Annotated in this window: 10 protein-coding genes, 1 tRNA gene and 2 rRNA genes; 10 read left to right on the plus strand and 3 right to left on the minus strand. The window is 43.8% G+C overall.

Annotated elements, in window-relative coordinates:
- From AAC855_RS01695 to AAC855_RS01710, 4 genes are all read left to right on the plus strand, one after another.
- A 23S ribosomal RNA gene (locus AAC855_RS01695) occupies positions 1 to 225 on the plus strand; the annotation flags it as partial.
- Between the two features lie 110 nt (positions 226 to 335).
- Positions 336 to 451: ribosomal RNA gene (gene rrf, locus AAC855_RS01700) — 5S ribosomal RNA — on the plus strand.
- A 52-nt stretch (positions 452 to 503) separates the two neighbouring features.
- Positions 504 to 580 (plus strand) — tRNA-Asp (locus AAC855_RS01705).
- Between the two features lie 349 nt (positions 581 to 929).
- Positions 930 to 1,718 (plus strand): endonuclease/exonuclease/phosphatase family protein, encoded by a 789-nt coding sequence (locus AAC855_RS01710; RefSeq protein WP_340608253.1) that lies wholly within the window; start codon positions 930 to 932, stop codon positions 1,716 to 1,718.
- 87 nt (positions 1,719 to 1,805) lie between these two features.
- Here the strand turns inward: AAC855_RS01710 and AAC855_RS01715 are convergent, their stop codons facing one another.
- On the minus strand, positions 1,806 to 3,191 hold the full coding sequence (locus AAC855_RS01715) for an amino acid permease (RefSeq protein ID WP_340607919.1): 1,386 nt from the start codon (positions 3,189 to 3,191) through the stop codon (positions 1,806 to 1,808).
- Positions 3,192 to 3,395: 204 nt separating this feature from the next.
- On the opposite strand from AAC855_RS01715, the gene queE reads away from it, so the two are divergent.
- Complete coding sequence (gene queE / locus AAC855_RS01720) at positions 3,396 to 4,067, plus strand: 7-carboxy-7-deazaguanine synthase QueE (RefSeq protein ID WP_340607920.1); 672 nt, start codon at positions 3,396 to 3,398, stop codon at positions 4,065 to 4,067.
- A gap of 57 nt (positions 4,068 to 4,124) precedes the next feature.
- Here the strand turns inward: queE and queD are convergent, their stop codons facing one another.
- Positions 4,125 to 4,487 (minus strand): 6-carboxytetrahydropterin synthase QueD, encoded by a 363-nt coding sequence (gene queD / locus AAC855_RS01725; protein WP_340607921.1) that lies wholly within the window; start codon positions 4,485 to 4,487, stop codon positions 4,125 to 4,127.
- A gap of 257 nt (positions 4,488 to 4,744) precedes the next feature.
- Between queD and cysJ the strand changes: the two genes are divergently transcribed.
- From cysJ to cysH, 3 genes are all read left to right on the plus strand, one after another.
- The gene (gene cysJ / locus AAC855_RS01730; RefSeq protein ID WP_340607922.1) at positions 4,745 to 6,559 is read left to right on the plus strand and encodes an NADPH-dependent assimilatory sulfite reductase flavoprotein subunit; all 1,815 of its coding nucleotides are present in this window, start codon (positions 4,745 to 4,747) and stop codon (positions 6,557 to 6,559) included.
- Positions 6,560 to 6,623: 64 nt separating this feature from the next.
- Positions 6,624 to 8,354, plus strand: coding sequence for an assimilatory sulfite reductase (NADPH) hemoprotein subunit (cysI, locus tag AAC855_RS01735; RefSeq protein WP_340608254.1), 1,731 nt, complete (start codon positions 6,624 to 6,626; stop codon positions 8,352 to 8,354).
- Positions 8,351 to 9,085: a phosphoadenosine phosphosulfate reductase gene (cysH, locus tag AAC855_RS01740; RefSeq protein ID WP_340607923.1), complete on the plus strand. Its 735-nt coding sequence runs from the start codon at positions 8,351 to 8,353 to the stop codon at positions 9,083 to 9,085. Before cysI ends, cysH begins: the two co-directional genes overlap by 4 nt.
- Before the next feature lie 216 nt (positions 9,086 to 9,301).
- On the opposite strand, the gene AAC855_RS01745 is transcribed toward cysH, so the two are convergent.
- Entirely contained in the window at positions 9,302 to 9,988 is a 687-nt protein-coding gene (locus AAC855_RS01745; RefSeq protein ID WP_340607924.1) for a hypothetical protein, read from the minus strand.
- A 629-nt stretch (positions 9,989 to 10,617) separates the two neighbouring features.
- On the opposite strand from AAC855_RS01745, the gene cysG reads away from it, so the two are divergent.
- On the plus strand, positions 10,618 to 12,081 hold the full coding sequence (gene cysG / locus AAC855_RS01750) for a siroheme synthase CysG (protein WP_340607925.1): 1,464 nt from the start codon (positions 10,618 to 10,620) through the stop codon (positions 12,079 to 12,081).
- 9 nt (positions 12,082 to 12,090) lie between these two features.
- Positions 12,091 to 13,032 (plus strand): sulfate adenylyltransferase subunit CysD, encoded by a 942-nt coding sequence (cysD, locus tag AAC855_RS01755; RefSeq protein ID WP_340607926.1) that lies wholly within the window; start codon positions 12,091 to 12,093, stop codon positions 13,030 to 13,032.

Here is a 13,032-nt window from a genome sequence, read left to right on the forward strand (position 1 = left end):
CCACTGGTGTTCGGGTTGTCATGCCAATGGCACTGCCCGGTAGCTAAGTGCGGAAGAGATAACCGCTGAAAGCATCTAAGCGGGAAACTTGCCTTGAGATGAGTCTTCCCTTGTCCCTTGAGGACACTAAAGGAACGTTCGAGACGAGGACGTAGATAGGCTGGGTGTGTAAGCGTTGCGAGACGTTGAGCTAACCAGTACTAATGAACCGTGCGGCTTAACCTGACAACACCGAAGGTGTTTTGCGGGCTTTTGAGAAAAGACGAAGTTTCAGAGAAAACAGTGACCGAATGAAGACGGTCAGGCAGCTTGTTCGGGATTGAAAACAGAATTTGTCTGGCGGCAATAGCGCGGTGGTCCCACCTGACCCCATGCCGAACTCAGCAGTGAAACGCCGTAGCGCCGATGGTAGTGTGGGGTCTCCCCATGTGAGAGTAGGGAACTGCCAGACATCAATTTATCCGTGTTGCCAGCCCAAAAGGCAGCATGAAACAGCATTCGGTGGTGCGGTAGTTCAGTTGGTTAGAATACCGGCCTGTCACGCCGGGGGTCGCGGGTTCGAGTCCCGTCCGCACCGCCACCGATTTAGAGAAGCCCCTGAGAGAAATCTCAGGGGTTTTTTCTATTTCAGACATCTTCATCAGTATCTTGATTCGATTTTCAATCAACCCTTCTGTATACTCGAGTATTCCAATATCTTCTCACCAGTAATTTCCTACCAAATACGTTACTTTTTTAATCAATGGGAAAGATTTTCTGTATAAAATCTATTCTGACATTTACCCTTACAATTCATACTGTATTTTTAATGCTAAGGATTGCAATCAATTATAGAGATGTCATATTAATGAAGGCAGATGCATTAAGATCGGTTGGGGTGCAATTTGATAAGAAATAGGTATGTAAGAAGAGCCCGTGAGAGAAAAAATCTGGCTCAAAAAAATTATGCAGTCAGGTATATCGCAGGGCAGCCTGTAGAGAGGGTTTTTCCTACTTCCACGCGATTACTTGAAGAAGCACTTTTACCTTGTGGAGAGCCATTCTTGGCTGATAATAATGTGTTTTCTGTTGCTATTTGGAATATCCATAAACAGCAACGTCCACTGTGGCAAAGCGTATTATCTTCCTTAATTGACAAAAGTGATCTTATTTTATTGCAAGAAGCACAGACAACGCCTGATTTACTTAAATTTATCACAGCCAGTGGGTTAGTTGCAGATCAAGTCCCTGCGTTCGCTATCCCTCAGCACCCGTCGGGTGTGATGACATTAGCTTCTTCTTCTCCTATCTATTGTTGCCCGTTAAGGGAAAAAGAACCGATATTAAGGCTTTCTAAATCATCTCTTATTACTATGTATCCTTTGGCCGATGAACAGCAGCTGATGGTGGTTAACGTACACGCCATAAACTTCAGTCTCGGCGTTGATGTTTATAGCCGACAGTTGGATAACATTGGTATCTATATTAAGTTGCATGATGGGCCGGTGATATTTGCCGGTGATTTTAATGCATGGAGCCGCCGGCGATTCAGAGTGCTGGAGCGTTTTGCTCAGCGTATGGGGTTAAAAGAAGTCTATTTTAATGATGATCATAGAACAATTGTATTTGGTAAACCCTTAGACTTTGTTTTTTATCGTGACTTAACTGTTCAGAGCGCAACCGTTTTAACAACCATTGCTTCTGATCACAATCCGCTTCTTATCCGGTTTTCGTTATAAGGTACGAAGCTCTGCAATGAACAAGAGTGGTGAAAGGTAAAGTAGAGTAAAACGCCGGAAATTACCCGGCGCTTTTAGAGACCAATTTTATTGGTTAGCACGGTGAGATGTGACAAGTTTTTTCTTTATACTGAAAAAATAAGCAAGGGTTAGGATAATCACCCAGCCAGCCCCAATGTATAAAGCATCTCTCGTTTGCTCGAAAAACCCGAGTAGTAGGATAATTGCACTCATAAAAACAATCGTAATGATGGGCGCAATGGGCCACATTGGTACCGGAAATTTCAAGGTTCTGACTTCTTCTGCACTCATTTTGCGACGCATAGCCACATGAGAAAGCAGGATCATCAACCATACCCAGACAGTGGCAAATGTGGCGACGGAAGCAATTAGAATAAAAATATTGCCGGGAAGCAGCCAATTTAGCATGACTCCAAGCAGCAGAACCACAATCATGACCAGAACAGTCATCCATGGAACCCCATTTCGGGTCAGCTTTTTAAACGCCTCAGGTGCCTGCCCTTCCTGAGCCATGCCATACATCATTCGTCCGGCACCAAAAATATCGCTGTTGATGGCAGAAATGGCAGCAGTAATAACAACAACATTCAGAACATGCGCAGCTGCACTGATTTTCAGATCAGAAAAAATTTGTACGAATGGGCTTCCATTCTGACCAATCTGATCCCACGGATAGATACACATCAGGATACATAAAGTCAGGACATAGAAGATTAAAATACGGAAGGGAACAGCATTAATAGCTTTAGGGATTGTTTTTGCCGGATCTTTCGCTTCACTGGCAGTGATACCAATGACTTCTATTCCACCGAAAGCAAACATCACAATCGCCAATGATGCAACCACTCCGCTGATGCCATTTGGCATAAAGCCGCCATGTTCCCATAAATTAGTGATCCCGGTGGCATGCTCTGTTGTCTGACCAAAACCAAAGATCATAATTGCAAGGCCACCAATGATCATGGCAATAATGGCAGTGACCTTAACGATAGAAAGCCAAAACTCCATTTCACCGAAAATCTTCACATGGCATAAATTCAGCGCGCCAATAAAACAGACGATACCCAGAACCCAAATCCATTGATCAACATCGGGGAACCAAAATTTCATATACAAGCCGAATGCAGTGATATCAGCGAGGCAAACAAACAGCATTTCAAGAACATAGAGCCAGCCCGTCAGGAAACCGGCTAATGGACCCAGATAATGGCTGGCATATTGAGAAAAGGAACCAGAAACAGGATGGTGAACGGCCATCTCGCCGAGTGCTCTCATCACCATAAATACGGCGGCACCGCCAATTAAATATGCCAGCAATACAGCCGGTCCTGCTTGCTGTATTGCCGCTGCTGAGCCATAAAACAGCCCTGTGCCTATTGCAGAGCCTAAAGCCATGAAGCGGATATGCCTCACACTCAGACCCTGTTTAAGCTGATTTTCATTGTCTTGCATTCGTTAATCCCATCTATCTTTCATGCCAGAGAGTATTTTCAGGCATACAATGCTATTTCAGGCATATGCTATTTCAGGTATACAATGCCCTGTCTGGTGTCAGATACCAGCAAAAGCAACCTCGTACGATACCATAAAGATGGATGTCCGCGGGATAGATATCTGTAATAATAACGGGCAGTTTATTAAAACCAGAGTTTTTTTATGATTTACCCAATAAATGAGATGTTTCAGACTTTGCAGGGAGAAGGTGTGTTCACCGGTATTCCTGCTGTTTTCATACGATTACAGGGATGTCCGGTCGGGTGCAGTTGGTGTGATACCAAGCATACTTGGGAAAAAGAAGCGGATAAGCAGCGGGCGATGGAGAACATCCTGGTAAAATCCGAAGATAGCGATACTTGGGGCGCTGCCACACCGCAGCAAATCATTAATTTGTTCACTCGTCAGGGGTATACCGCTCGCCATATCGTAATTACGGGGGGAGAGCCGTGTTTGTATGATTTACGTCCTCTGACCGAAGTACTGGAAAATGCAGGCTATCAGTGCCAGATAGAAACGAGTGGTACACACGCGATCCACTGTACTGACAAAACGTGGGTAACCGTCTCACCGAAAGTGAAAATGCGGGGCGGATACAAAGTATTGCCTGAAGCGATGAACCGCGCAAATGAAATTAAGCACCCTGTAGGACGTGAGCGCGATATTGAATCATTGGATGATCTATTGACTATGCTTGATGAAAATAACAGGCCGGTTATTGCCTTACAGCCCATCAGTCAGAAAGAAGAAGCAACCCGTTTATGTATTGAAACCTGCATTGCCCGTAACTGGCGTTTCTCGATGCAGACACACAAATACTTAAATATCGCTTGATGTACGTTTGGCGCTTATTTATTGTGCATTCAGCACCAAAATTTGGTGCTGAATGTCTTACTCTCCACGATAGATACAACCGGCACTACAGGTTTCTTTAACCATAACGGCGCTGAGCTGTGGCAAAGCAGGCTGTAACTCTCTCCAAATCCATTGGGCCAGCACTTCACTGGTTGGGTTTTCCAGACCGGGGATTTCATTGAGATAATGGTGGTCCAACCGCTCCCAAATTGGCTTGAAGATAGCTTTCACATCGGCAAAGTCCATGAGCCATCCGCTGTGAGGATCAATCTCACCGGTGATTTCCAGACGAACCATAAATGAGTGCCCATGCAAGCGACCACATTTATGTCCTTCAGGAACATGTGGCAGGTGATGGGCCGCTTCAAATTGAAAATCTTTAAAGATGGTAGTGCTCATAATACTTTTTCCTGAATTCAAAAGGCCGGCTATTCTACCTGAACTTTTGCGCCTAACGTGATTTTTCTGTAGAAATAAAATCCAGCGTTTAACAACTTTATCGATATATTAAATCTGTAAATAAAGTTAGGTAATTTAGTTATTAGATATTGCTAACCTTTCTTTAAGTCCAACGCCTGTTCTGGGATAACCTTATGATTACTCCATGTTTGTGACTGTTAATCATGGGTATCGGCTATAGCAAAGGGCACTGGATAATGACTGCAAAACCACCTTCAACTGCATTACTACCTGTATCTCAGGAACAACTGTCACGCCTGCAATCAGAGGTTAGTGATTTTTCTGGTCACCAACTGGCTTGGTTATCAGGCTATTTTTGGGGAATGTTGAACTCTCAACCGCAAACCAACACGGTAGTATCGTCAGATGTGCCTGAACCTGAACAGGAAACCGTGACACTGATTTCAGCTTCTCAGACGGGTAATGCAAAGCGTCTGGCAGAACAGCTCAGAGAGGCTTTACTGGCGCAGAATGTGAGTGTGAATTTAGTTAATGCTGGTGATTATAAATTCAAACAGATCGCAAAAGAGCGCGTATTGATTATTATTGCTTCAACACAGGGTGAAGGTGAACCCGCCGAAGAAGCTGTAGCACTGCATAAATATCTGCATTCCAAAAAAGCAGCTTCGATGAAAGAGACAGCTTACGCTGTATTTGGTTTAGGTGATACTTCCTATGAACACTTTTGCCAGTCAGGTAAAGATTTTGATAGCCGTCTGAGTGAGTTAGGTGCGCAGCGATTACTTGATCGTGTTGATGCAGATGTGGAATATCAGGATATTGCTACGCAATGGTGTCAACAACTGACTGATATTCTGAAACAACGCTTACCAGCCCCGGCAAATACAGCAACAGTCACAATAAAGGCAGAAGTAGCCGCTGGTGTAGCGCTCTCAAGCCCTTATACCAAAGAAGCGCCATTAACGGCTTCTCTGCTGGTTAACCAGAAAATTACCGGACGCACATCTGATAAAGATGTCCGCCATATTGAAATTGATCTGGAAGATTCTGGTTTGCGTTATCAGCCCGGTGATTCATTGGGGGTTTGGTTCGAAAACGATCCGGTGTTAGTGGATGAGTTGATTAGCCTGCTTCATCTGGAAGGCACTGAATCCGTGACAGTGCATGGAAAGTCACTTGCTTTGCGTGAGGCTCTGACCAGCCACCTTGAACTGACACAAAACACGGGAGTGATTGTCGAAAAATATGCCACCCTGACGAAAGATGAAAATTTGCTGGTGTTGATCTCTGAAAAATCAACGCTGCAACAATATGCGCAAAAAACGCCTATCGTGGATATGGTCAGGCAGGTCGCTCAACAACCTGAAGCTCAGCAATTTATCGATATATTACGTCCATTAACACCACGTCTATACTCTATTTCTTCTTCTCAGGATGAAGTCGAAAATGAAGTACATATTACTGTTGGTGTTGTTCGTTATGACATAGACGGTCGTGCCCGTACTGGTGGGGCATCAGGCTATCTGGCTGATCGGTTACAGGAAGATGACAACATCCGTGTTTTTATTGAGCATAACGATAACTTCCGCTTACCCGCCGACCCACAAACTCCGGTTATTATGATTGGCCCCGGCACCGGAGTGGCTCCATTCCGGGCCTTTCTGCAACAGCGGGATAATCAGGGCGCTGAAGGTAAAAACTGGCTATTCTTTGGCAACCCTCATTTTGTAGAAGATTTTCTGTATCAGGTGGAGTTCCAGCGTTACGTCAAAGAGGGATTACTCACTCGCATTGATTTGGCATGGTCGCGGGATCAACAGCATAAAGTGTATGTGCAGGACAAGCTGCGTGAGCAGGGTGAGGAAATCTGGCGCTGGATTAGTGAGGGAGCACATTTATACATCTGTGGAGATGCCAATCGTATGGCAAAAGATGTAGAACAGGCATTGCTGGATATCATTTCACAACAAGGTGGGATGGATGCAGAGCAGGCCGATGAATTCTTAAGTGAACTGCGCCTTGAACGTCGTTATCAGAGAGATGTTTACTAGCAAAAATAACGAAAAACGATAAGCAATAAAAAAACAACGGGCAATGAAAACGATCATGAAAACAATGAGCAATGAAAAACAAGATCCTTTGATTGTTGAAGGTAAACTCGCTGACAGTGAACGTATGAAGTCAGAAAGCAACTACTTACGCGGGACGATCAGCGAAGATTTAAAAAATGGGCTGACAGGCGGGTTTGAAGGCGATAATTTTCTCCTTATCCGTTTCCACGGTATGTATCAACAGGATGATCGTGACATCAGAGCTGAACGTGCGGAACAGAAGCTCGAACCCCGCCATGCCATGATGTTGCGCTGCCGCTTGCCGGGAGGAATTATTACTCCCCGCCAGTGGCTGGGTATCGATCGGTTTGCGACAGAGAGCACGCTGTATGGCAGCATCCGGCTGACTAACCGCCAGACATTCCAGTTCCACGGCATCCTGAAAAACAACGTCAAACCGGCGCATCAATTACTGGCTCAAATGGGATTGGATTCATTGGCAACTGCCAACGATGTTAACCGCAATGTACTGTGTACTTCTAATCCGGTACAATCGGCTTTACATCAGCAGGCTTATGAGTGGGCGAAGAAAATATCCGAACACCTTCTGCCTCGTACCAACGCTTATGCTGAGATTTGGCTGGATAAAGAAAAGATCGCTACAACTGACGAAGAACCGATCCTCGGTAAAACGTATTTACCGCGTAAATTCAAAACATCAGTTGTGATCCCTCCACAAAATGATGTTGATCTGCATGCCAATGATATGAACTTCGTTGCTATTGCAGAGAATGATCAGTTGATCGGTTTTAACGTGCTGGTGGGTGGCGGGTTAGCTATGACTCACGGCGATAAGAACACGTTTCCACGTTTGGCGAGTGAATTTGGCTATATCCCACTGGAGCATACACTGGCGATTGCCGAGTCTATCGTGACAACACAGCGTGACTGGGGTAACCGAACTGAACGCAAAAACGCAAAAACCAAATATACCCTTGAGCGTGTCGGCGTTGAAACCTTCAAGCAAGAAGTTGAAAAACGTGCAGGTGTGAAATTTGAACCAGTCCGCCCTTATGAATTTACCGGACGGGGCGATCAGATTGGCTGGTTAAAAGGCATTGATGATCAATGGCATTTGACCCTGTTTATTGAAAATGGTCGTTTGCTGGATTACCCGAACAAACCACTAAAAACCGGTGTGGCAGAAATTGCCCGAATTCATAAAGGTGATTTTCGCCTTACCGCAAATCAAAACCTGATAGTAGCGGGAGTGGCGGAAAGTGAAAAAGCGCATATTGAATCCATTGCCCGTGCGCATGGCCTTATTGATGATGGCGTGACTTCACTACGGCACCACTCTATGGCGTGTGTTTCGTTTCCGACTTGCCCATTAGCGATGGCAGAAGCGGAACGTTTCCTGCCGACCTTTGTTGATCATGTCGATGCATTAATGGCAAAACACGGCGTCAGTCACGAACATATCGTTTTGCGTGTTACAGGCTGCCCCAATGGATGTGGTCGGGCGATGCTGGCAGAAATCGGGTTGGTAGGCAAAGCGCCGGATCGTTATAACCTGCATCTTGGCGGAAATCGTAATGGTAGCCGAATTCCTCGTATGTATCAGGAAAATATCACCTCTGCTGAAATCCTGACTATTCTGGATGAACTTATCGGTCGTTGGGCAACAGAGCGTACTGAAAATGAAAATTTCGGCGATTTCCTGATCCGAACTGACATTATCAAACCTGTATTGAACTCAGCTATCGACTTTTACGATTGGCAGGAAGCAGTATGAGCCTGCCACATTTAGCTGAATTATTGGCTTTGCCTCCTGAGCAGCGCACGGAAGCGCTCGCTAAGACAAACCAACAACTGGCGTTACTGGATGCCCGTCAACGCGTCATATGGGCACTGGAGCATCTACCCAGTGAGTTTGTCCTTTCATCCAGTTTTGGCATTCAGGCGGCAGTTTGCCTGCATCTGGTCACACAGGAATACCCTGATATTCCTGTTATCCTGACGGATACCGGTTACCTGTTCCCAGAAACGTATCGGTTTATCGATAAACTGGCTGATAAACTAAACCTGAACCTGAAGATATTTCGTGCAGAGCAAAGCCCGACTTGGCAGGAAGCGCGTTATGGCAAACTGTGGGAGCAGGGAGTAGACGGGATTGAACGTTATAACCAGATTAATAAAGTTGAGCCGATGAACCGCGCGCTGAAAACGTTAAATGCGCAGACATGGTTTGCAGGCTTACGTCGTCAGCAATCGGAAAGCCGAGCTAATTTACCAGTGTTGGCAGTGCAACGCGGTGTTTACAAGATACTGCCGATTATTGATTGGGACAATCGTAAGGTACATCAATACCTGACCGAACATGGCCTTGAATATCATCCTCTATGGGAGCAAGGCTACCTTTCTGTCGGGGATACCCATACGACGCAAAAATGGGAACCGGGTATGAGTGAAGAACAAACCCGCTTTTTTGGCCTGAAACGGGAATGTGGATTGCATGAAGGCTGAGTTCCTTTTGAACCTTTGGAATGGCCGTTTTATTCGGCCATTTTTATATATTGTCTAATGACATAACCACTCCCCGTTTTAGTAAAAATTTTTTATCTGTTGTTTATCTTATATATTTATAATCAATATGAATATTTTTGAGGTGATTTTGGGTGTTTAAATACAGGTAAAAGTAATGCTGGATATAAAAGAATGGATAAAAATTTGTAGGATCTATTATGCTAGAGAATAACACTGGAAATCTTCTTTATATACTATGAATCTATTATTTTTTTGGAGTTTCATTAGTTGATAACAATCTGAATTTGTGGGTGATGTAGGTGTATTAGATATAATTAATGATTTTCCTTTGGCTCTCCATTTCAACATCTTTATATGCCATAACAAAGGATATTGGTATGAGCGACATGTTATATTGTCCCAAGGATCTAATACCCAGCTTTCAGAGTCTGTGTTTTTTATAAAAATATCTTCTAATATAAATTGATGAGTGTTAGATAAAAATAAAAATGCATGGCCAAATGTTTTTCTAAAAGATTTTATTCCTATAATTGAAATGGAGAATGGTTTTTTATATATATTAGAGATATCTTCTTTTTTGTTTTTTAATAATTCGAATGCCATATAGGAGTAATGGTCACAATTGCCAGCATGATCATCTTTACCTTGCACTTTTAAAAGAACTTTGTTGATTTCATATGGTGTTTTTGAATGACGTGAATCCTCATACACTCTATTTATTAATTTTATTCTTTCAGAAATTTTTTTTGCTGAATAACTCTCTCTTTTTTTATCCGGTAATCTATCTAAATTTAGGTATATTTTATTTCCTGATTTGAGATTGAAAAATTTCCTTGAATCTTCTAATACATTATTGAGGATAGATTTCATAGGGTCAGTCATAGTATATACTCCATGTATATAAGATTAATTAATGTGATTTTTTTAGTGTTAATTTTGTTAAAATGAATATATAAACATTGTTTTTTAGACAAGCTTGTAGTTTTTTTGTGCTCTTAAACTACTATAGTTGATTGTATTAAAATGGAAGGTTTGTTGAATTCATTGTTTTGGCATTAATTCTGATAGATTGTACTAAAATTGATTATGTGGTGTTTTGTGAATCTGGAATGAAATTATTCTAGGTAGCAATGACACTCGATCATTTTCATATGTAAAACTTATGTAGTAGGAGAAAGTAAAAAGGTTATATCATAAATTATGATAGGCCGAGTTTTTATTATTCGGGGTTTAAAAACGTTCCTTAAAGAAAGAATAACATGCTAAAAAATGATGAATTGTGATTTTTGTCACAAAATAAAACTGTGTCTGTAACGAGAGATGCTCAATAAAAGCACTTTAATTTCCTCTGAATATTTCGCATATCACCATTTCATAACCCATTAAAAAACCTACCTTATACGATTCAGGAACTAATAATTACTTTTTGACATTTCATAACCTTATCACAGCCTCATATATTCATCTCTTAGATAATTATTAATAAATTAAACTCTGGATGGCATGTCACTGTGGATTACTTACCCTTATTCGTTGAGCTGAAATCGCGTGCTGTTTTGCTGGTAGGTGGTGGCGAAGTCGCTTCCCGCAAGGCCAGCCTGTTATTGCGAGCAGGTGCGGCATTAACAGTCGTTGCTCCTGAATTACACCCTGAATTGCAACAACGCCATCAAAAAGGGGAGTTTGAGTGGCGAAAGGGGACATTCCGTACGGATTATCTTGATGGTGTATTTCTTGTGCTTGCAGCGACTGACGATCATGATTTAAATCAGGCTATTTTTACAGAAGCTAACCGTCGCGCTATTTTGGTCAATGTGGTCGATGATCAGTCACTGTGCTCTGCTATTTTCCCCTCAATTATTGATCGTTCTCCGGTTATGGTGGCGATCTCATCTGCTGGAAAATCCCCGGTATTAACTCGGTTGCTGCGGGAAAAGCTGGAATCGCTGTTGCCTTTTCATCTTGGCGCGATGGCTGAAATCGCAGGTCGTTGGCGTGGGAAGGTAAAACAGAGCCTGAATTCCCTGCGCCAACGTCGTTATTTCTGGGAGAAAGCCTTTAACGGGCGTTTTGCCACGTTAGTTGCTAATGGGCAGTTACAACAGGCTGAAGAGCAACTGGCTCAACAGATTACTGATGAACAACAAAAACAAACCAGCAAGCAAGGTGAGTTGGTATTAGTCGGAGCAGGCCCCGGTGATCCGGGTTTATTGACGTTAAAGGGATTGCAGGTTATCCAGCAGGCCGATGTGGTGCTTTATGATCATCTGGTCAGCGATGAAATACTCGAATTAGTGCGCCGTGATGCCGACAAAATCTGTGTAGGAAAGAGAGCTGGCAGCCATTCTGTTGCGCAGGAAGAGACAAACGCTCTGATCGTCAAACTGGCACATCAGGGGAAAAAAGTGGTTCGCCTGAAAGGTGGAGATCCTTTTATTTTTGGTCGCGGCGGAGAGGAATTACAGGTTGCCGAATCCGCAGGTATTCCTTTTCAGGTTGTACCCGGTATAACTGCCGCCGTTGGTACTTCGGCTTACGCAGGCATCCCTCTGACACACAGGGAACACTCCCAAAGTGTCACGTTTATTACCGGGCATTGTCGAGAAAATGGCAGTGAACTGGACTGGCCCGCACTGGCGCGAGGTAATCAGACACTGGCAATTTATATGGGGATCATCAAGTCAGCCTTGATTAGCCAGAAACTCATTTCACACGGGCGGGAAGCCAGTACACCGGTTGCGGTCATTGGCTGTGGAACCCGAGCTGAACAGCAGGTATTGACCGGAACGTTGTCTGAATTGGAACAGTTGGCACAGAACACGCCATCGCCAGCGTTGCTGGTGGTGGGAGAGGTTGCTCAGCTTCACCATCAATTAGCTTGGTTTGGGCAGAAGTCGGTTGAACATCAAAATCTGGCAGAACAAACAGAATCTACTGAGCCGGCAAATCGCCCTGCTGTTGTTGATTTAGCATAAAAACTAGTTATGGAAGAACGATTAATTAATGGGGGAGCATTAATGGACAACAAAAGACTGACTCATTTGCAGCAGCTGGAAGCAGAAAGTATTCATATTATTCGTGAAGTTGCTGCCGAATTCGCTAATCCGGTAATGCTTTACTCCATTGGTAAAGATTCTTCTGTGATGCTGCATCTTGCGCGTAAAGCATTTTATCCGGGAAAGCTGCCTTTCCCGCTGCTGCATGTCGATACAGGTTGGAAATTCAGGGAAATGTATGAATTTCGCGATAAGACTGCCGAGAAATACGGTTTTGAATTGCTGGTCTATCGTAATCCACAGGGTGAAGAACTGGGCATTAATCCCTTTATTCACGGTAGTGCCAAACATACTGATGTCATGAAAACGGAAGGTCTGAAGCAGGCGCTGGATAAATACGGGTTTGATGCCGCATTTGGCGGTGCCCGACGTGACGAGGAAAAATCCCGCGCTAAAGAGCGTATTTATTCTTTCCGTGATCGCTCTCATCGCTGGGATCCGAAAAATCAGCGTCCGGAACTCTGGCGTAACTATAACGGCCAGATTAATAAGGGTGAAAGTATCCGTGTATTCCCGTTGTCTAACTGGACTGAACTGGATATCTGGCAGTACATCTATTTAGAACAGATAGATATTGTTCCTCTCTACTTTGCGAAACCCCGTCCGATCGTGCAGCGCGATGGTACGCTGATTATGGTTGATGATAATCGTATCGATTTGAAAGCGGGTGAAGTTATCAGTCAGCGCAGAGTTCGTTTCCGGACGCTCGGTTGCTGGCCTTTGACCGGCGCAGTGGAATCGGAAGCTGAAACATTGCCGGAAATTATCGAAGAAATGCTGATATCGACAACCAGCGAGCGGCAGGGGAGGCTGATTGATAGTGATCAATCCGGCTCAATGGAGCTGAAAAAACGTCAGGGTTATTTTTGA

Source organism: Xenorhabdus bharatensis, assembly GCF_037996705.1.
GTDB lineage: Bacteria > Pseudomonadota > Gammaproteobacteria > Enterobacterales > Enterobacteriaceae > Xenorhabdus > Xenorhabdus bharatensis.

Coding starts and splice junctions, on each gene's coding strand:
- AAC855_RS01715 (WP_340607919.1), bottom strand. CDS start 3,191: ATGCAAGACAATGAAAATCAGCTTAAACAGGGTCTGAGTGTGAGGCAT.
- queE (WP_340607920.1), top strand. CDS start 3,396: ATGATTTACCCAATAAATGAGATGTTTCAGACTTTGCAGGGAGAAGGT.
- queD (WP_340607921.1), bottom strand. CDS start 4,487: ATGAGCACTACCATCTTTAAAGATTTTCAATTTGAAGCGGCCCATCAC.
- cysJ (WP_340607922.1), top strand. CDS start 4,745: ATGACTGCAAAACCACCTTCAACTGCATTACTACCTGTATCTCAGGAA.
- cysI (WP_340608254.1), top strand. CDS start 6,624: ATGAGCAATGAAAAACAAGATCCTTTGATTGTTGAAGGTAAACTCGCT.
- cysH (WP_340607923.1), top strand. CDS start 8,351: ATGAGCCTGCCACATTTAGCTGAATTATTGGCTTTGCCTCCTGAGCAG.
- AAC855_RS01745 (WP_340607924.1), bottom strand. CDS start 9,988: ATGACTGACCCTATGAAATCTATCCTCAATAATGTATTAGAAGATTCA.
- cysD (WP_340607926.1), top strand. CDS start 12,091: ATGGAAGAACGATTAATTAATGGGGGAGCATTAATGGACAACAAAAGA.